16 protein-coding genes are annotated in these 17,953 nt (G+C 60.8%); all 16 read left to right on the forward strand.

All coding sequences use genetic code 11. From position 1 onward, the window contains the following. Nucleotides 1-153: 153 nt before the first annotated feature. The 16 genes from AB8B29_RS22675 (at nucleotide 154) to AB8B29_RS22750 (ending at nucleotide 17,939) form a co-directional block, all read left to right on the forward strand. Nucleotides 154-558: a DUF983 domain-containing protein gene (locus AB8B29_RS22675; RefSeq protein ID WP_037197368.1), complete on the forward strand. Its 405-nt coding sequence runs from the start codon at nucleotides 154-156 to the stop codon at nucleotides 556-558. 422 nt (nucleotides 559-980) lie between these two features. Then, nucleotides 981-2,321, forward strand: coding sequence for an MFS transporter (locus AB8B29_RS22680; RefSeq protein WP_037197551.1), 1,341 nt, complete (start codon nucleotides 981-983; stop codon nucleotides 2,319-2,321). A 105-nt stretch (nucleotides 2,322-2,426) separates the two neighbouring features. Beyond that, nucleotides 2,427-4,316 carry a sugar phosphate isomerase/epimerase and 4-hydroxyphenylpyruvate domain-containing protein gene (locus AB8B29_RS22685; RefSeq protein ID WP_037197369.1) on the forward strand — a complete coding sequence of 630 codons (1,890 nt, stop codon included), beginning with the start codon at nucleotides 2,427-2,429 and terminating at the stop codon, nucleotides 4,314-4,316. Between the two features lie 83 nt (nucleotides 4,317-4,399). Beyond that, entirely contained in the window at nucleotides 4,400-5,071 is a 672-nt protein-coding gene (locus AB8B29_RS22690; RefSeq protein ID WP_037197370.1) for a TetR family transcriptional regulator, read from the forward strand. 139 nt (nucleotides 5,072-5,210) lie between these two features. Further along, entirely contained in the window at nucleotides 5,211-6,080 is an 870-nt protein-coding gene (locus AB8B29_RS22695) for a shikimate dehydrogenase (RefSeq protein ID WP_037197371.1), read from the forward strand. A 180-nt stretch (nucleotides 6,081-6,260) separates the two neighbouring features. Then, complete coding sequence (locus AB8B29_RS22700; protein WP_037197553.1) at nucleotides 6,261-6,971, forward strand: FadR/GntR family transcriptional regulator; 711 nt, start codon at nucleotides 6,261-6,263, stop codon at nucleotides 6,969-6,971. A gap of 70 nt (nucleotides 6,972-7,041) precedes the next feature. After that, nucleotides 7,042-8,592 carry an ABC transporter substrate-binding protein gene (locus tag AB8B29_RS22705; protein WP_245297623.1) on the forward strand — a complete coding sequence of 517 codons (1,551 nt, stop codon included), beginning with the start codon at nucleotides 7,042-7,044 and terminating at the stop codon, nucleotides 8,590-8,592. A 52-nt stretch (nucleotides 8,593-8,644) separates the two neighbouring features. Then, on the forward strand, nucleotides 8,645-9,604 hold the full coding sequence (locus tag AB8B29_RS22710; protein WP_037197556.1) for an ABC transporter permease: 960 nt from the start codon (nucleotides 8,645-8,647) through the stop codon (nucleotides 9,602-9,604). Between the two features lie 3 nt (nucleotides 9,605-9,607). Then, the gene (locus AB8B29_RS22715) at nucleotides 9,608-10,483 is read left to right on the forward strand and encodes an ABC transporter permease (RefSeq protein ID WP_037197372.1); all 876 of its coding nucleotides are present in this window, start codon (nucleotides 9,608-9,610) and stop codon (nucleotides 10,481-10,483) included. Nucleotides 10,484-10,502: 19 nt separating this feature from the next. After that, nucleotides 10,503-11,423 carry a dihydrodipicolinate synthase family protein gene (locus AB8B29_RS22720; RefSeq protein ID WP_037197373.1) on the forward strand — a complete coding sequence of 307 codons (921 nt, stop codon included), beginning with the start codon at nucleotides 10,503-10,505 and terminating at the stop codon, nucleotides 11,421-11,423. Continuing rightward, nucleotides 11,423-12,439, forward strand: a complete 1,017-nt coding sequence (locus AB8B29_RS22725) for an ABC transporter ATP-binding protein (protein ID WP_037197558.1) — start codon at nucleotides 11,423-11,425, stop codon at nucleotides 12,437-12,439. The genes AB8B29_RS22720 and AB8B29_RS22725 overlap by 1 nt, the downstream gene beginning before the upstream one ends. Continuing rightward, a complete protein-coding gene (locus tag AB8B29_RS22730) occupies nucleotides 12,440-13,393 on the forward strand; it encodes an ABC transporter ATP-binding protein (protein WP_037197374.1) in 954 nt (317 codons plus the stop codon). 222 nt (nucleotides 13,394-13,615) lie between these two features. Beyond that, nucleotides 13,616-14,500, forward strand: a complete 885-nt coding sequence (locus AB8B29_RS22735; RefSeq protein WP_037197375.1) for an AraC family transcriptional regulator — start codon at nucleotides 13,616-13,618, stop codon at nucleotides 14,498-14,500. A gap of 202 nt (nucleotides 14,501-14,702) precedes the next feature. After that, entirely contained in the window at nucleotides 14,703-15,788 is a 1,086-nt protein-coding gene (locus tag AB8B29_RS22740; RefSeq protein WP_037197376.1) for an ABC transporter substrate-binding protein, read from the forward strand. Between the two features lie 82 nt (nucleotides 15,789-15,870). Continuing rightward, on the forward strand, nucleotides 15,871-16,692 hold the full coding sequence (locus AB8B29_RS22745; protein ID WP_037197377.1) for an ATP-binding cassette domain-containing protein: 822 nt from the start codon (nucleotides 15,871-15,873) through the stop codon (nucleotides 16,690-16,692). Continuing rightward, nucleotides 16,689-17,939: a sugar ABC transporter permease gene (locus AB8B29_RS22750; RefSeq protein WP_037197378.1), complete on the forward strand. Its 1,251-nt coding sequence runs from the start codon at nucleotides 16,689-16,691 to the stop codon at nucleotides 17,937-17,939. The genes AB8B29_RS22745 and AB8B29_RS22750 overlap by 4 nt, the downstream gene beginning before the upstream one ends. Nucleotides 17,940-17,953 lie beyond the last annotated feature (14 nt).

Here is a 17,953-nt window from a genome sequence, read left to right on the forward strand (position 1 = left end):
GCGATCCTCTGCGCCCGCTTCCGCTCTATTTACGCTGCGTCATTCTGACGAATGGACAAACAATTCTCTTTCATTGTAATTACATTGTATGCATGCAATAATCAAAATTGAATGCATCATAATGCTGACTTACCGTTTGAAAGCGAGATTGCCATGGATACCGAATATCCCCCGCTGAAGCCGCTGCAGACCGGACTGAGATGCCGTTGCCCGCGTTGCGGTCAGGGACGTCTGTTCGACGGGTTCCTGACTCTGCGCAAGGAGTGCGAGGCGTGCGGGCTCGACTACTCCTTTGCCGACCCGGCCGATGGGCCAGCCTTCTTCGTCATCTGCTTCGCCTGCATTCCGAGCGTACTTCTTGGTGTTTGGCTGGAGGTCGCCTATTCCGCACCGATCTGGGTTCAGTTTCTGGTGACCGGCCCCTTTATGCTGGCGACCTGCATTCCACCGCTACGGCCCTTGAAGGGTTGGTTGATCGCGAGCCAATATTTCTACAAGGCGGAGGAAGGCAAGCTCGTTCGTCTGCCTGCTACGGATGCACCTCAGAGTGTGAAATAAGTTTCGGGCCGCTCCAATCGAGAGCCGGGATACATCATCGTCAGCCAACCGGAGAGACCGCCCGTAAGTGTCTCTGCGACCATAGTGCGTTGCGTTTACCGCGCGCCTATGTATCGCCCCAAAAGCGATTAACATCATATGCATAGACGGCTATTCCGATGCCGGAACCTACCCGATTAAAAGGGCGGAGCCTGCATGGATCAATCTGGAAAAATAGGCCGGCAAGCAGCTTCAAACAGCGGTACTTTACAAAACGAACTAGTTCGTACATTATTTGTCGTGAGGAGTGACGAACGCTGCCATGGGTGGCGTCCATGGCTGCCAAGACAATCTTGGATGTCACGCGGGAGGGTGCCGGCCGAAGCTTGCGCTCAGGGATGCGGCATGTCTTCGAAACGGAAATGTTCTGGGGAGGAACGATGATGAAAACACCAGTCGAACATAAAACGCCGAAGCGCGCCGCCTTGGCGAGCTGGCTTGGAAGTGCTGTCGAATATTACGATTTCTTCGTTTATGGGACGGCGGCGGCGCTGATCTTTCCAAAGATATTCTTTTCTGCGGAAGATCCGCAGACGGCGGCAATCGCCTCGTTCGCCACCTTCGGCGTTGCCTATATCATGCGCCCGCTGGGTGCCGTTATCCTGGGTCATGTCGGCGACAAGTTCGGCCGCAAGAAGGTGCTCACCTTCACGCTGTTGCTCATGGGATTTTCGACCTTCATCATCGGCTGCCTGCCGACCTATCATCAAGCCGGCATATTGGCACCGATGCTTCTGGTTCTGGCGCGACTGCTGCAGGGCATCTCCGCCGCCGGCGAGCAGGCCGGAGCCAGCTCGATGACGCTCGAGCACGCGCCGGAGCATCGGCGTGCCTTTTTCACCAGCTTCACGCTGAGCGGCACGCAGGCCGGATTGATCCTTGCAACTCTCGTCTTCATACCGCTGGGGAGGCTTGACGAAGCCGCGCTCTTGTCATGGGGCTGGCGCATTCCCTTCTTCCTGAGCTTCGTCGTCGTCATCGTCGGTTTCTGGGTTCGCCGCACGCTGGCCGAGACTCCCGCCTTCATTGAAGAGACTAAGAAGGGCGAGGTTGCCAAGCTGCCGCTGGTCGCCCTGATGACGAACTATTGGGCCGATGTCCTGCGCATCATCTTTGCCGCATTGATTTCGGTCGTCAGCACGATCTTCAGCGTCTTCACCCTATCCTATGCAGTCAACACCATGCATATCGACCGCTCCACCATGCTGACCGTGCTGGTGCTCGCCAATCTCGTGGCGCTTGGTGCGATCCCGCTGTGGGCGACCTTGGCCGACCGCATCGGCCGAAAGCCCATCTTCATCTTCGGCGCCGTCGGCTGCGCAATTCTGATCTGGCCCTATATCTGGGCGATCAGCCAGAACAACCTCACGCTCGTCTTCGTCCTCGGCATTCTGCTCTCGGGCGTGGTCTACAGCGCCTCCAACGGCATCTGGCCGGCGCTCTATGCGGAAATGTTTGACACCCGCGTGCGTCTGTCCGGCATGGCGGTCGGCACCCAGATCGGTTTTGCGCTCGGCGGCTTCGCCCCTGCGATCAGTGCCGCCTTAATGGGCGCCGGGCCGATGGGCTGGGTGCCGGTCGCAGCATTTACCTCGATCACCGCTCTCATTGCCGCCGTTTCCGCGGCAACGGCGACAGAGACCTATCGGACACCGATCGACCAGCTCGGCAGGGATATAGGCCGATACGCGGCTACGACGCCGCATGCCGACCGCGCCCTCTGACTATGAACGGGTGCCGGTGCGTTGTGCTGGCACCTCATAGCAGCAGCGGGGGCACGCGATCGCGGATGAATTTGTTGGAAATCGCCAAATGGATGGGATGACACAATGAAAACCTCGATCGCGACCGTTTCGATCAGCGGCGATCTCAAAGAGAAGCTGCACGCCATCGCCAAGGCCGGTTTCGACGGTGTCGAAATCTTCGAGAACGACTTCCTTGCCTTCGATGAATCGCCGCGCCAGGTCGGCCAGATGGTTAGGGATTATGGCTTGGAGATCACGCTCTTTCAGCCGTTCCGCGATTTCGAGGGCATGCCCGAGCCGTTGCGCAGCCGCACTTTCGATCGTGCCGAGCGCAAATTCGATCTCATGCAGGAAATGGGCACCGATCTTGTGCTTGTTTGCTCGAACGTCTCTTCGGCGGCGCTTGGCGGCATCGACCGTGCTGCCGCCGACTTTTTCGAGCTTGGGGAGCGGGCGGCAAAGCGCGGTCTTCGCGTCGGATACGAGGCGCTTGCCTGGGGGCGGCACATTCACGATCACCGCGATGCCTGGGAAATCGTCCGACGTGCCGATCACCCAAATATCGGCCTCATCCTCGATAGCTTCCACACGCTTTCGCGCAAGATCGACGTCAATTCGATCCGGTCGATCCCGAAGGAAAAGATCTTCATCATCCAGCTTGCAGACGCACCGCTGATCGACATGGATCTTCTTTATTGGAGCCGTCATTTCCGCAACATGCCGGGCGAGGGCGATCTGCCCGTCCTCGATTTCATGAATGCGGTAGCGGCGACCGGCTATGACGGCTATCTCTCGCTCGAGATTTTCAACGACCAGTTCCGCGGCGGCTCGCCGACGGCCATTGCCGTCGACGGCAGGCGCTCGCTTGTCTATCTGGGCGATCAGGTCCGCCGCGCCGTAAGCGGCAGCAACCTGACGCTGGCGCCCATGCCGCCGCGTGCCGAAGTCGAGGGCGTGGCGTTCATCGAATTCACCGTCGATGAAGCCGAGATATCGGCCCTTTCCGATCGCCTGCGCGGGCTGGGCTTCCGGCATGTCGGCCGCCATAAGACCAAGCGCGTCGATGTCTTCAGGCAGGGAGGCATCAATCTGGTCGTCAATGCGGATCAAGGCGGATTCGCCGGCGCTTCCTATGCGCTGCACGGGCAATCGGCCTATGCGATGGGCCTATGGGTCGGCGACGCGCAGGCAGCCCTTGCGCGTGCCGTTGCGCTCGGCGCCGAGCGTTTCGAGCAGTCGCTGGATCCCGGCGAGATCGAAATGCCTGCCATACGCGGGATCGGCGGCGGCATCCTCTATTTCCTCGATCGCCAGAGCCCGCTCGGGCGGATCTGGGAGATCGAGTTCGACCCCGTCGATGACGGCGCCGATCTACAGCCGGTCGGCCTGACGGGCATCGACCATGTCGCGCAGAGCATGAAGTATGATGAGCTGCTGACCTGGTTGCTGTTCTATACGGCGATACTCGATGCGCATAAGACGCCGATGGTCGACATCATCGACCCGGCCGGTGTCGTTCGAAGCCAGGTCGTCGAAAACGACCCGGGTACGTTGCGGATCACGCTGAACGGTGCGGAGAACCGCAATACGCTGGCCGGCCATTTCATCGCCGAGACATTCGGCTCGGGCATTCAGCATCTGGCCTTTGCGACCGACGACATCTTCGCGACGGCATCGGCCCTTTCGGCCAACGGCTTCGTGACATTGGCGATCTCGCCGAATTACTACGACGATCTGGAAGCCAGGTTCGGCCTCGACCCGGATTTCACCGAGCGCCTGAAGGCACATAATATTCTCTACGATCGCGACGAGCATGGCGAATATTTCCAGCTCTACAGCCCGACCTATGGCGAAGGCTTCTTCTTCGAGATCGTCCAGCGCAGCGGCTATCGCGGCTATGGCGCGGCGAACGCCATCTTCCGCATCGCAGCGCTGAGGCGGCATCTGCGACCGATTGGTCTGCCGAAGCGTTAGGCTCTCCCCATTCGCGTTGAGGCTGTGTTAAAGCTTTGATCTTCAATGGCGGGCATCGATGAACCCAGGAAGACGAGCAAGGCATGACCAAAGCGCAAGCGGCCAAGATCGAGCGCCTTACGCGAAAGAACGATCCCGACGCGACCAAGGAAAATATTCTGAAGATCGCGACGGAAGAGTTTGTTGCTGCAGGCTTTTCCGGCGCTCGCGTTGACGAGATCGCCGAGCGCACCAAGACCTCCAAGCGGATGATCTATTATTATTTCGGCAGCAAGGAAGGGCTCTATCTCGCCGTTCTCGAGCAGGCGTACACCAAGATCCGCACGCTGGAGAGCGAACTCGATCTGCAGAACATGCCGCCCGTTCAGGCCATGGCCCAACTGATCGAAAGCACCTTCGATCACGACGATCAGAATCCCGATTTCGTGCGCCTCGTCAGTATCGAGAACATTCATCGTGCCGAGCACATGAAACGCTCGGTCGTGCTGTCGCAGATGAATATCGCCGTGATCGACATCATCACCGAAATCCTGGCGCGCGGCTATGCCGACGGCAGCTTTTCGCGCCGGGTGGACCCGGTCGATCTGCATATGATGATCAGTGCACAATGCTTTTTCCGCGTGTCGAACCGCCATACCTTCGGGGCGATCTTCGAACGCGACCTATCTTCCGATGAATTAAAGAATCGGCACAAGGCATTGATAGTCGATGCAATCTTGGCTTTCTTAAAGACACCTTCCTCAGAGATTACTTGAGAATCTAAACCGTCGGAAGATATCGACCGACGTTGCCCCGGAATAGGATTTCTGTGGCGTTCATTGACTTTACGTACTAGTTCGTACATTTTGATTGTGGACCGAGATATTCCTTTGACTCGCCGCTCGGGAGGATAGATTGAACACTCAAGCAGCCATCATTCCGCGTCAACTTCATGTCGGCCTGATAGGCGCGGGCATCGGCCGCTCGCTGACGCCGGCCATGCATATGCGCGAAGGCGAGCATTGTGGCCTTTCCTATCAATACGATCTGATCGATCTTGAGGCACGGGGTCTTTCCGTGTCGGATCTGCCGGCCCTGATCGATGAGGCGGAGGCAGCGGGTTTCGCCGGCCTGAATATCACGCATCCCTGCAAACAGGCTGCCGTCGCGCTGGTCGATGAACTGTCGCCGGATGCCCAGGCGCTGCGGTCGATCAATACGATCGTCTTTCGTGGTGGGCGCAGGATCGGGCACAATACGGATTGGTGGGGCTTTGCGGAGAGCTTTCGTCGTGGGCTTGGCGATGTCTCGCTTGATCGTGTCGTGCAGTTGGGAGCGGGCGGCGCCGGGGTTGCCGTCGCGCATGCGGTGGCACAAATGGGCGCGCGCTCGATCGAGATCTTCGATCTGGACCCGTCCCGCGCGCATGCGCTTGCCGATCAGTTGCAGGCGGCTCATGCCACCTGTTCCTTCTCCGTCGGTCACAACCTCGCTGAAGCCTTGAATGGGGCGGATGGTCTCGTGCATGCGACACCGACGGGCATGGGCGCCCACCCTGGCCTGCCGCTCGAGGCCCATCTTGTTTCGGATCGCTTCTGGGTCGCGGAGATCGTCTATTTCCCTATCGAAACGGAACTGGTGAAACTTGCCAGACAGAAGGGATGCCGGGTTCTCGATGGCGGCGGCATGGCGGTGTTCCAGGCGGTCAAGGCTTTCGAACTGTTCACAGGCATTCGCCCCGATGCGGAGCGCATGATGCAGCATTTCGACTCGCTGCGTTCTTAGACCATCGGATAATCCCCTGAAACGAATGGTGCGGAAGATGCCGGGTTAATAGCCCGGCCTTTTTGCTTTGGAGGCGAATTCAGGCAGCCGCCATCCGGCCTCTTCGTGCATGCACTCATCCGCTTGACGGATATCCTACAAGTTCATAGGATCAATGCCGATACCTCGGGGGCCCGTTTCATGGTCGGCAAAGTCATTCAGCCTTTGATGCGCGCGCCGTTGCTGCATGTTTCGGTGCAGGAAAGCCTGCGCAGCTATATCGCCGACAACGGTCTGGAACCGGGCACGCCGTTGCCGGCCGAAGGCGAACTGGCGACGCAGCTCGGCGTCAGCCGCAATTCCCTGCGCGAGGGCATCAAGGCGCTAGAATCCCTGGGTGTGCTCGAGACGCGCCGCGGCATCGGCATCTTCGTCAGGGCGTTTTCCTTTGGGCCGCTGCTGGACAATCTCGCCTATGGGCTCGGCAATGCGCTGCGCCATATGGAGGAGGTGCTGGAAATTCGCCGCACACTCGAAGTCGGCCTCATCGGCAAGACGCTTGAGATGATCGGGCCGGAGGATCTGGCCGAACTGCGCGCCACCGTCGACCGCATGCGCATTCATGCCGAGCGCGGCGAACCCTTCGCCGAGGACGACCAGCTGTTTCATCGGCTGCTGTTTCGCTGCCAGGGCAACGAGACCTTCGTCCGCCTGATCGACGTGTTCTGGCTCGCTTTTTACAAGGCATCCAATTTTTTCGACCTCGACAATGCCGATCCCATGGCCACGTGGAGGGACCATGAGGCGATCGTCGATGCCGTCGAAGCGAAGAATTTGAAGGAGGTGCGCATGCGCCTCGACCGCCACTATGAGGGGATTTCGAAGGTGATAGCCAACAACAAGAAGGGTTAGCGACCCAAAACTAGGGAGGAGGATTATGATGAGGGAGCTTTTTTGTCTGCCGGCAATCGCGCTGGGAGCGATGATGTCGATCACCGGCGTGCCGGTCTTAGGTGGTGTGGCCGCGCCCGCAACTGCCGCGACATTGTCTGGTGGATTCGATGTTGGCCCCGGCGGCTTTCAAGGCAATTTCAATCCGCTGGCTGCGACCGCCGGCTTAACCTGGCTCAGCATCTATTTCGAGCCGCTGATCAGCTATGACGAAAAGCTGGAGAAGATCGTCGGCGTGCTTGCCTCTTCCTATGAGGTAAGCCCGGATCAGCTCACCTATACGTTCAAGCTTGCGGATGCCAAATGGCACGACGGTAAGGCCTTCACGGCCAAGGACGCCAAATTCACCATCGAGCTTGCTGCCAATGCCAAGACGGGTTCGATCTTCGCAGCTCGCCTGAAGGTTTTATCCGCGATCGAGACGCCTGACGATCATGCCTTGGTCGTCAAGCTTTCCGCTCCCTCCGCCAGTCTCCTGGACACGCTGACGAAGATAATGGTGCTGCCGGAGCATGCGCTTGCGGCCGTACCCGCTGATCAGCTTGCGAAAAGCACCTGGTGGTCGACCTCGCCGATTGGGACAGGTCCGTTCAAATTCGTCAAATATGTACAGGATCAATATGTCGAGCTGACCGCAAATCCGGACTATCGCGGCGGCAAGCCCGTCCTCGATCGTTTGATCAATCGCTATTTCGCCAATCCTGCTTCGGCGATCTCGGCGCTGCGCGCCGGCGAAATCCAGTTCACCTACATCGATTCCAACGATGTGCCGACCTTCAAGGACGATAAATCCTTTCGGGTGATCGAGGGAGCTTCCTTCGTCGTCAACTATCTGGGCTTCAACCAGGACTCGCCGCTGTGGAAGGATCTCCGTGTCCGCCAGGCCGTCATGTATGCCCTCAACCGCGATGCGATCATCAAGAGCCTCTATGGCGGCGCGGCAAAGCCGGCCAATTGCGCCTATGTGGCGGGTCAGCTGGTCCCGGAAGGTATCGAGGCCTATCCCTACGATCCTGCCAAAGCCAAGCAGCTGTTGGATGAGGCCGGGTGGGACAAGATCAACGGCGACAAGCCGGTTACGTTGCTGACCTATTACAACACCCCGCTTGCCACAAACGTGCTGGCGGCGGTGCAGGCGATGCTCGCGCAGGTCGGGATCAACGTCGTGCCGCGCGCGGTCGATGCGCCGACCTATAACGGTCTGGTGCTCAAGCCTGACGCTGATGCATCACAGTTCCAGCTTGTCTATGCGGGTTTGCAGAATGGCCCCGACCCGAGCAACATCAATACCGGGCTCAACGAAAAACAGATCCCGCCGGCGGGCGCCAATGTCGTGCGCGCCCGCATGCCGGATCTGACCAAGGCACTCGACGCCGCCATTGCCGAGACGGACGTCGCCAAGCGCCACCAGCGCTATCAGGATGTCTGCAAGGTCATGAACAAGGATCTGCCCTGGGCGACCATGTGGGTGGCGAACCGCTATGGTGTCGTTTCATCGAAGGTAAAGGACTTCATCTGGACGCCCGCGCCCGGCGGTGGTCCGTATGTGGCCCATCCGGAAGCGTGGAAACTCTCCGAATAGGCTTTCGGCCGGTCGCGGGCTGCGGCTGGCTCCTTTCAAGCGCGGATTCGATATGCTTCGTTACTGTCTCAAGCGTCTGGCGATCGGTATCGGCATGCTCATTGCACTGAGCATGCTGGTCTTCGTGCTGCTGCGGCTGACACCAGGCGATCCCATCGATGCCTATATCGACCCGAGCACGCCGCTGTCTCCGGCTGCCATGGCCGATCTGCGCGATAGACTTGGGTTGGATCAGCCCTTGCCGGTGCAATATATCGGGTGGCTGCAGCAGGCCTTGCACGGCAATTTCGGCTATTCGATCAAGCGGCTGGATCAGCCGGTGCTGACGCTGGTGCTGTCGCGCATAGGGCCGACTCTCCTGCTGATGGGCTCCGCCCTTATCATGGCGATCGTCGCCGGCATTGCCGCTGGCGTCATCGGCGCCGTCAGGCGCAATTCCGTAACCGACGTTTCGCTCTCCGTCCTGGCGCTGGCTGGCATATCGAGCCCGGCCTTCCTGAGCGCGCTTCTCGGCCTCTATATCTTTGCCGTGCGTCTCGGCTGGCTGCCATCCGGGGGCATGTCGACGCCGGGCGTGGATTTCTCTCTTGCCGACCTGCTCCGGCATCTCATCCTGCCGTCGGCACTTCTGGCGGTCGCCCAGGCGGCTTTGATCATGCGCTACATGCGCGCCTCGCTGCTGGAAGTGCTCAACCAGGATTATGTGCGCACGGCGCGCGCCAAGGGCGTGATCGAGTTCTGGGTTATCGTCAAGCACGCTCTGCGCAACGCTTTGCTGCCTGTTGTCACTGTCATCGGCTCGACCATTGGGCTTGCCATCGGCGGGGCGATCTTCATCGAGAGCGTCTTCAACTGGCCCGGCATGGGCCTGCTGCTCGTCGATGCGGTCACGACCCGTGATTACCCTGTGATCATGGGAGCAACGCTGGTCATCGGCGCCTGTGTCATCGTCGTCAATCTGCTGACCGACATCGCCTATGCGGTGGTCGATCCGCGCATCAAGGTGGGATGAGCGATGCTGGCGCGAACCGAACGACCAAGTCACGGCCCTCTGGCCCGCGCATTCGACCGCTTCCGGCTGAACGGAGCGGCGCTGTTTGGCGTCTGCATCGCCGCGCCGATGCTGGTGTTCATTCTGTCTTATCCGCTGTGGTGGCGGTTCCAGCCGAACGACATCGACCTTCTGGCGATGAATTCCGCACCCAATGCGACGCATTGGTTCGGAACCGATGGTGTCGGACGCGATGTCTTTGCGAGAGTCCTCGAAGGCGGTCGTATTTCGCTGATGGTGGCTGCGGGTTCCACTTTGATTTCGGCGCTGATCGGCTTCCTGTTCGGTTCCATTTCGGCCTTTGCCGGTCGTTGGGCCGATGCGCTCAGCATGCGCTTCGTCGATCTGGTCATGACCCTGCCGCCGGTGATCTTCCTGCTGGTGCTCGCCTCCATCACCGGCACCGGCATCCTGCCGACGATCACGGTCATATCGCTGCTGTCCTGGCCGCTGCTTGCGCGCATGGTGCGCTCAAGGCTGCTCGAATTGCGCGAACGCGATTTCGTGACGGCCGCGCGCGGCATGGGCGCCGGGCTGCCGCACCTTCTGCTGCGCCATGGCATGCCGAACTGTATCGATATTCTCGTGGTTTACGCGACGACCCAGGTTGCCAATGCGATCCTGCTGGAGGCGGGGCTCTCCTTTCTCGGGCTTGGCATTGCCCCGCCGGCAGCAAGCTGGGGCAACATGCTGAATGCCGCCCGCTCCACCGCCGTCCTCGAACAATATCCCTGGCAATGGCTGTTTCCCGGCGCCGCGCTGATTCTTGCCGTCCTTGCCATCAATTTCATCGGTGATGGATTGAGGGATGCCTTCGATCCGCGCGCCGAGCTTCATTGAACCAGGAAAGAAAGAGACAATGAGCAAATTCAAGGGTGTGGTGCCCCCCGTCGTAACGCCGCTGAATGATGATTTCACGGTGGATTACAAATCCTATACGCGGGTTCTGGAGCATCTGATCGAGGCCGGTTGCCATGGCGTCTTCGTGCTGGGCTCGACGAGCGAAGTCGTCTTCCATGACGAGAAGACACGGCGGGAGATCATCGAACATTCGGCCAAGGTCGTGAATGGCCGCGTTCCGTTGCTGGTCGGCACTATCGACGCGACCACCGACCGCGTGATCGCCCATTCGCAGATCGCCAGGGCTGCCGGGGCGGATGCCGTCGTCGTGACGGCGCCGTTTTACACGGTCACCAGCCAATCCGAGATCCTCGACCATTTCCGCTATATCCGCGATGCCGTCGACGTGCCGCTTGTCGCCTATGACATTCCCGTCTGCGTGCATGTGAAGCTGCTGCGCCAGACGGTGGTGACCCTTGCCAAGGAAGGCACCATCATCGGGCTGAAGGATTCCAGCGGCGACGACGGCAACTTCCGCTACGCGCTCCTCGATCTCGCCGATCACAAGGACGTCTTCCTGATGACCGGCTCCGAGATCGTCGTCGACAATGCCTTGCTGATGGGAGCGCATGGTGTGGTTCCCGGTATCGCCAATGTCGATCCGCATGGCTACGTCCGCCTCTGGGATGCGGCACAGCGAGGCGATTGGGTCGCGGCGCGGCGCGAACAGGAGCGGCTTTGCCGCCTGTTCGAGATTGTCTGGGTGGCGCAGGGCCGCGTCAGCGGCGGCGCGTCCGGCATCGGCGCTTTCAAGGCAGCGATGAAAAGCCTCGGCATCATCGATACCGCCATCATGCCGCGTCCGCGCGCACCGCTCAATGCGGAAGAGGCGGCCAGGATCGATGGGATCCTGCGGGAAACGGGGCTGCTCCAGATATGATGACGCCGGCCGCCGAACCCGTTCTCGACATCAAGGGGCTGAGGACCGTCTTCCGTACCCGCGGCGGCGAGTTGACGGCGGTGCGGGATGTCGACCTGACCATTGGCGCTGGAGAGACCCTGGCGCTGGTCGGGGAATCCGGTTCCGGCAAGTCGGTCACCAGTCTTTCAGTCATGCGGCTGCTGACGCGCAATGTCGGCGTCATTGCCGCCGGAAGTATCAGGTTGCGGAACAAGCAAGGCGTCGTCAGCGATCTCGCCACCCTGGACGACAGGCATATGGGCGCGATACGCGGCGATGATATCGGCATGGTGTTTCAGGAGCCGATGTCGAGCCTCAACCCGGTGCTGACCATCGGCGACCAGATCGCCGAACCGATCCGCATCTATCGCAAGGCTGACCGCAGGACGGCGATGCGCAAGGCTGTCGCGCTGTTGGAGAGCGTCGGCATCCCCGATGCGGAGCGGCGGGTGCGGCAGTATCCGCATGAGCTTTCCGGCGGCATGCGGCAGCGGGCGACCATCGCCATGGCGCTCGCCTGCGACCCGGTGCTGCTGATCGCAGACGAGCCGACAACGGCTCTCGACGTCACGATCCAGGCGCAGATCCTCGAACTCATGCAGCGGCTGCAACGGGAGCGCGGCATGGCGATCCTTTTCGTCACCCACAATCTCGGTGTGGTGGCCGAAATCGCCCATCGCGTCGCCGTCATGTATGCCGGCCGGATTGTCGAGGAAGGACCGGTCGGAACAGTGTTTCGCGATCCAAGGCATCCTTATACGCAGGGGCTGCTTGCCTCCATGCCGCGCCTCGGCGAGGCAACGCGGATGCGGCAAGCCGGCGAACAGCTGGCCGCCATTCCGGGTATCGTGCCGGGACTGACCAGGATGCCTGCAGGCTGCGCCTTCGCACCGCGCTGTTCTCACGCCATTGCCGCCTGCGCCGAAGCAGTGCCGGCTCTGGAGACCGTTGGTGCCGGGCATGCGAGCCGCTGTATCCGCTGGCGGGAGATCTAGATGACCGAACCGCTTCTCTCCGTGCGCCGCCTTGCCAAGGACTATGTCTCCCGAGGCGCAAAGCTTGCCGTCCTTCGCGATATCTCCTTCGATATCGGCAAGGGGGAGGTCGTGGGGCTCGTGGGTGAATCTGGTAGCGGCAAGACGACGATAGGGCGCTCCGTCCTCAGGCTCGTCGAGCCCACCGCCGGCAGTGTCCGTTTCGATGGCACCGAGATCACCGGTCTTCGTGCGGGAGCGTTGCGACGCATGCGGCCACGCATGCAGTATATCTTCCAGGATCCCTTCGCCAGCCTGTCGCCACGCATGACGATCGGCGAGATCCTGACCGAAGGCCTGAAGATACAGCGTATCGGCCATCGCCTGGATCGGCTCGACAGGGCGCGGGCAGCGCTCGAGCAGGTGGATCTGCCGGCAGAGGCGATCAATCGCTATGCGCATGAGTTTTCCGGCGGCCAGCGACAGAGGATCGGCATCGCACGCGCGCTTGCGCTCGGACCGGAGTTTCTCGTGGCCGACGAACCCGTCTCGGCGCTGGATGTCTCTATCCAGGCCCAGGTGATCAATCTGTTGCGCGGCCTGCAGCAGCGGCTCGGCCTGACCATGCTGTTCATCTCGCATGATCTCGCCGTCGTCGAATATGTCTGCGATCGGGTCATCGTACTCTATCTCGGGCGGATCATGGAGATCGCCGCGGGCGCCGATCTCTATGCCCGCCCCAGCCATCCCTATACGCGCGCGCTCCTATCAGCCATTCCGTCCCCCGATCCGGATGCCCGGCGCGACCGCCAGATCCTGAAGGGCGACATTCCCAGCCCGGCAAACCCGCCCAGCGGCTGCGTCTTCCGAACGCGTTGTCCGCATGCTCTTGATGCATGTGCAGCAACAGTGCCCGAGTTGCGCGAAGTCGTGCCGGGACAATTCAAGGCATGCATCCGCGATGATCTGGATTGAAGTCGCTTCATAATATCGCCACGCCCCTCGCATTGCGGTTTGTCATACTGCACTGCACATTTGGCCAACGAAGGGGCCATTCATGTCAAAAAAGTATCGGCCGAGCGTTCAGGGCGTAGTAGCGGGGGGCGAATACGAGGCGTAGATTTACCACACGTGATGGCCTCTGGGAGGAGGCCCCGCAACCGGATTGAGCACGGGCGGGCGAAAGGAGGCTGGCTGATGAACCCCGATTTGGAAGTTGTTGCGATCGGCAGCGGCGAGTCCTTCAAGGCCTGGGAGCATGGCTATCCGTACCGCACGGTTCGCTGGCATTTTCACCCCGAGTATGAAATCCATCATGTCGTGGCGACCACCGGGCAATACTTTGTCGGCGATTTCATCGGCGAGTTCGAGCCGGGCAATCTGGTGCTGACGGGGCCGAACCTACCGCATAATTGGGTGAGCGACGTCCCGGTCGGCGTCACCCTTCCTCTGCGCTGCCGCGTCCTGCAATTTTCCGAATCCTTCTTTGCCGATGCGAGCAGGGTCTTCCCGGAACTGTCCGCTTGCGCAGGCATATTGGAAACGAGTCGCCGTGGTGCGCTCTTCACGCCCGAGACCGCCGCAATCGTCGGCCCAATCCTTGGTGAGTTGGTTGAGGCGACCGGCATCCGCCGTATCGAGCTTTTCATGAACATTCTCGACGCCATGAGCAGTGCCTCGGATACGCGCTCGCTTGCCAGCGCCGGTTACCAGCCGGATCCGTCTGGCTTCATGTCTGCGGGCGTCAATCAGGCGCTGTCCTATATCAATGCGCATCTGACCGAGCCATTCAGCGAATGTGACCTCGCCGAGTTGACGGGCCAGAGCCCGAGCGCTTTTTCGCGCAGCTTTCGCCGCCACACCGGCATGGCGCTGGTGCAATATGTCAACCGACTGCGGGTCAACTTCGCCTGTCACCTGCTGATGAGCAAGGCGGATATGTCGATCACCGACATCTGCTTTGCCGCCGGCTTCAACAATATCTCGAATTTCAATCGCCGTTTTCTGGATCAGAAGGGCATGGCGCCCTCACGGTTCAGATCACTGTTGGCACAGCATGCTCGTGCGGTGGAGGCCGCCTAACCAAGGGGAGGACAGGGAGGAGAGACAACAATTCAGGCCAAGCGAACGGGCACCTCTGTCGCCCGAAGGAGATCGTTTGTCCGAAAAATAGCCGCTGCCACGGTCGGACGACCGTCGCCAGGGGACGTCGAACAAGAGCATCGCGTGCTTAGGGCCGCGATGATCGAGGGAAACCATTACCATTTGGAACGGAGAATTTCCAATGAACCATCTCGCACTGAAAATCGCTGGCGCAGCCGCGCTCACGGTTGGTCTTCTGAGCGGCACGTCCGCATTCGCGCAATCCGCCAAGGTGACCGACGCAACCGTCGCCTTCCTGATGCCAGACCAGAGTTCGACGCGTTACGAAGAGCATGACTTTCCCGGTTTCCAGGCGGAGATGAAGAAGCTCTGCGCCGGCTGCAAGGTCATCTACCAGAATGCCAATGGCGATGCTTCGCGCCAGCAGCAGCAATTCAACTCGGCGATTTCGCAGGGTGCCAAGGCAATCGTGCTCGACCCGGTCGACTCCACCGCCGCTGCCTCGCTGGTCAAGATGGCCCAGAGCCAGGGCGTTCGCGTCGTCGCCTATGACCGCCCGATCCCGTCGACCCCTGCCGATTACTATGTGTCCTTCAACAACGAAGAGATCGGCAAGATGATCGCGAAATCGCTCGTCGATCACCTGAAGGCCAAGAACGTCAAGGCCGGTGACGGCGGCCTGCTCGAGATCAACGGTTCGCCGACCGATGCGGCGGCCGGCCTCATCAAGAAGGGCATCCATGCCGGTCTTGCCGAGGGCGGCTATCCCGTGCTCGCCGAATTCGACACGCCGGAATGGGCGCCGCCGAAGGCACAGCAATGGGCAAGTGGCCAGATCACCCGCTTTGGCAAGAAGATCCTCGGCGTGGTCGCGGCCAATGATGGCACGGGCGGCGCTGCGGTGGCGGCCTTCAAGGCAGCAGGCTTCGATCCGGTGCCGCCGGTCACGGGCAATGACGCCACCATCGCCGGCCTGCAGCTCATCATTTCCGGCGATCAGTACAACACGATCTCCAAGCCGAGCGAGATCGTCGCCGCGGCTGCTGCCAATGTCGCGATAGAATTGCTCTCAGGCGAAACGCCGAAGGCGGACACGAAACTCTTCGACACGCCGACGAAGCTCTTCACGCCGGTATTGGTTACGGCCGACAATCTCAAGGCTGAAATTATCGACAAGGCCGTCAACGGCAAGCCGATCCAGACGCCCGACCAGCTCTGCACCGATCGCTACGCGGATGGCTGCAAGAAGCTCGGTATCGGCAGCTGACTATAGCGCATCGATATGCTCCGGCCGCTTCGGCGGCCGGAAATGAACCGACCATCACTGCAAACCGAGAGAGTGGCGAAACATGATTGACGCTTCCGGTCAAAGAGCCCCGACAGGCGAGCTGGTGCTCAGCCTGCAAGGTGTCTCCAAACATTTCGGCGCCGTCTCGGCACTGACTGACATTAACCTCGATGTACATGCCGGCGAGGTCGTGGCGCTTGTCGGCGATAACGGCGCGGGCAAATCGACGCTCGTGAAAATCCTTGCCGGCGTTCACCAGCCGAGCGCCGGCACGATCACATTCGCAGGCAAGCCGGTCACGCTCAGCGATCCCGCCACAGCCCTCGATCTCGGCATCGCCACGGTCTTTCAGGATCTGGCGCTGTGCGAGAACCTCGATGTCGTGGCGAACATCTTCCTCGGCCGGGAGCTCAGCCCGCTGAAGCTCGACGAGACCGCGATGGAGGTGCGTGCCTGGACACTCCTCAATGAGCTTGCTGCGCGCATCCCGAGCGTGCGCATTCCCATCGCCTCGCTTTCCGGCGGCCAACGGCAGACGGTGGCCATCGCCCGCTCGCTGTTGCTCGAGCCGAAGCTCATCATGCTGGACGAGCCCACAGCCGCGCTCGGCGTGGCGCAAACAGCGGAGGTGCTGAACCTGATCGAACGCGTCCGCGACAAGGGGCTCGGCGTGCTCATGATCAGCCACAACATGGAGGACGTGCGCGCCGTGGCCGACCGTATCGTCGTGCTGCGCCTCGGCCGCAACAACGGCATCTTCTATCCCGACACCTCGAACCAGGAACTTGTCAGCGCCATCACCGGCGCAACTGAAAATGCCGTGTCGCGGCGCGCCGGGCGGCGTCAGGCCCAACAGGAACAAAGAGAAGGGGGCCAGCTATGAACCAGGACATGAAGCAGCCGGCCGTGTTGCTCGACCGAAGCGACGTTCGCGTCAGCCATGAAACAGGCATCGCCGCCACGATCCGTTCGTCCATCGACAAGGTACGGTCAGGCGATCTCGGCTCCCTGCCAGTCGTCGTCGGCCTCGTCATCATCTGGACGGTATTCGGCGCGCTCAACCCGACATTCCTCTCCAGCAACAATCTCGCCAATCTGCTGTTCGACGCGTCGACGGTCGGCATCATCTCGCTCGGCATCGTCTGTGTGCTGATGGTCGGCGAGATCGATCTTTCGGTGGGATCGATCAGCGGCTTCGCCTCGGCCATGGTCGGCATGCTCTGGGTCAATGAAGGCTGGCCGGTGGTACTCGCCATCCTCGCCGCGCTTGTCTTCGGTGGTGTGATCGGCACGATCTACGCTTTGCTCTTCAACCGTTTGGGCATGCCAAGCTTCGTTTCGACGCTGGCGGGATTGCTCGCCGTACTCGGCATGCAGCTCTATTTGCTCGGCGCCACCGGCTCCATCAATCTGCCCTATGGTTCGGCGATCGTGAACTTTGGCCAACTCCTGGTCATTCCGCGTCCGCTCGCCTATCTGTTTGCGCTCATCCCCGGCGTGGTGATGCTGTTTTCCGGCTTCGCCGTAGTTCGTCGCCGCAAGCAGGCGAACTTGTCGGCTCCTTCCGCCGGCGGCCTCGTTGCCAAAGCCGTCGCCATCACCGTGGCTCTTGAATTCGTCGCCTTCTACCTCAATCGGGATCGCGGCATTCCCTGGATGTTCGCCTTGTTCGTGGTGCTGGTCATCTTGATGGACTACGCGCTGACGCGCACGCAATGGGGCCGGTCGATGTCAGCGGTCGGCGGCAACCGGGAGGCTGCGCGGCGTGCCGGCATCAACGTGCGGATGATCTATACGAGCGCCTTCGTGCTCTGCGCCATGTTTGCAGCCCTCGGCGGTGTGCTGGCCGCGGCGCGTCTGGCCTCGGCCAGCCAGCAGGCCGGCACCGGAGACGTTAACCTGAATGCGATCGCCGCAGCCGTCATTGGCGGCACCAGCCTCTTCGGCGGCCGTGGCAACGCCTATTCGGCGCTACTGGGCATCATCGTCATCCAGTCGATCGCGAGCGGTCTTACGATGCTCGATCTGTCGTCGGCGCTTCGCTACATGATCACCGGCGCAGTCCTTGCCATCGCTGTCATCGTCGACTCTCTGGCTCGCCGGTCTCGCGCCTCGCATGGTCGTGGCTGATTTCATCACAAAGT

It is taken from the genome of Rhizobium sp. 11_C7_N12_5 (genome assembly GCF_051811145.1).
In the GTDB taxonomy this organism is placed as follows: Bacteria; Pseudomonadota; Alphaproteobacteria; order Rhizobiales; family Rhizobiaceae; genus Rhizobium; species Rhizobium lusitanum.

Excerpts from the sequence above, each read along its gene's own strand:
- AB8B29_RS22675 (WP_037197368.1), top strand. The coding sequence starts at position 154 with ATGGATACCGAATATCCCCCGCTGAAGCCGCTGCAGACCGGACTGAGA.
- AB8B29_RS22680 (WP_037197551.1), top strand. The coding sequence starts at position 981 with ATGAAAACACCAGTCGAACATAAAACGCCGAAGCGCGCCGCCTTGGCG.
- AB8B29_RS22685 (WP_037197369.1), top strand. The coding sequence starts at position 2,427 with ATGAAAACCTCGATCGCGACCGTTTCGATCAGCGGCGATCTCAAAGAG.
- AB8B29_RS22690 (WP_037197370.1), top strand. The coding sequence starts at position 4,400 with ATGACCAAAGCGCAAGCGGCCAAGATCGAGCGCCTTACGCGAAAGAAC.
- AB8B29_RS22700 (WP_037197553.1), top strand. The coding sequence starts at position 6,261 with ATGGTCGGCAAAGTCATTCAGCCTTTGATGCGCGCGCCGTTGCTGCAT.
- AB8B29_RS22705 (WP_245297623.1), top strand. The coding sequence starts at position 7,042 with ATGATGTCGATCACCGGCGTGCCGGTCTTAGGTGGTGTGGCCGCGCCC.
- AB8B29_RS22710 (WP_037197556.1), top strand. The coding sequence starts at position 8,645 with ATGCTTCGTTACTGTCTCAAGCGTCTGGCGATCGGTATCGGCATGCTC.
- AB8B29_RS22715 (WP_037197372.1), top strand. The coding sequence starts at position 9,608 with ATGCTGGCGCGAACCGAACGACCAAGTCACGGCCCTCTGGCCCGCGCA.
- AB8B29_RS22720 (WP_037197373.1), top strand. The coding sequence starts at position 10,503 with ATGAGCAAATTCAAGGGTGTGGTGCCCCCCGTCGTAACGCCGCTGAAT.
- AB8B29_RS22725 (WP_037197558.1), top strand. The coding sequence starts at position 11,423 with ATGACGCCGGCCGCCGAACCCGTTCTCGACATCAAGGGGCTGAGGACC.
- AB8B29_RS22730 (WP_037197374.1), top strand. The coding sequence starts at position 12,440 with ATGACCGAACCGCTTCTCTCCGTGCGCCGCCTTGCCAAGGACTATGTC.
- AB8B29_RS22735 (WP_037197375.1), top strand. The coding sequence starts at position 13,616 with ATGAACCCCGATTTGGAAGTTGTTGCGATCGGCAGCGGCGAGTCCTTC.
- AB8B29_RS22740 (WP_037197376.1), top strand. The coding sequence starts at position 14,703 with ATGAACCATCTCGCACTGAAAATCGCTGGCGCAGCCGCGCTCACGGTT.
- AB8B29_RS22745 (WP_037197377.1), top strand. The coding sequence starts at position 15,871 with ATGATTGACGCTTCCGGTCAAAGAGCCCCGACAGGCGAGCTGGTGCTC.
- AB8B29_RS22750 (WP_037197378.1), top strand. The coding sequence starts at position 16,689 with ATGAACCAGGACATGAAGCAGCCGGCCGTGTTGCTCGACCGAAGCGAC.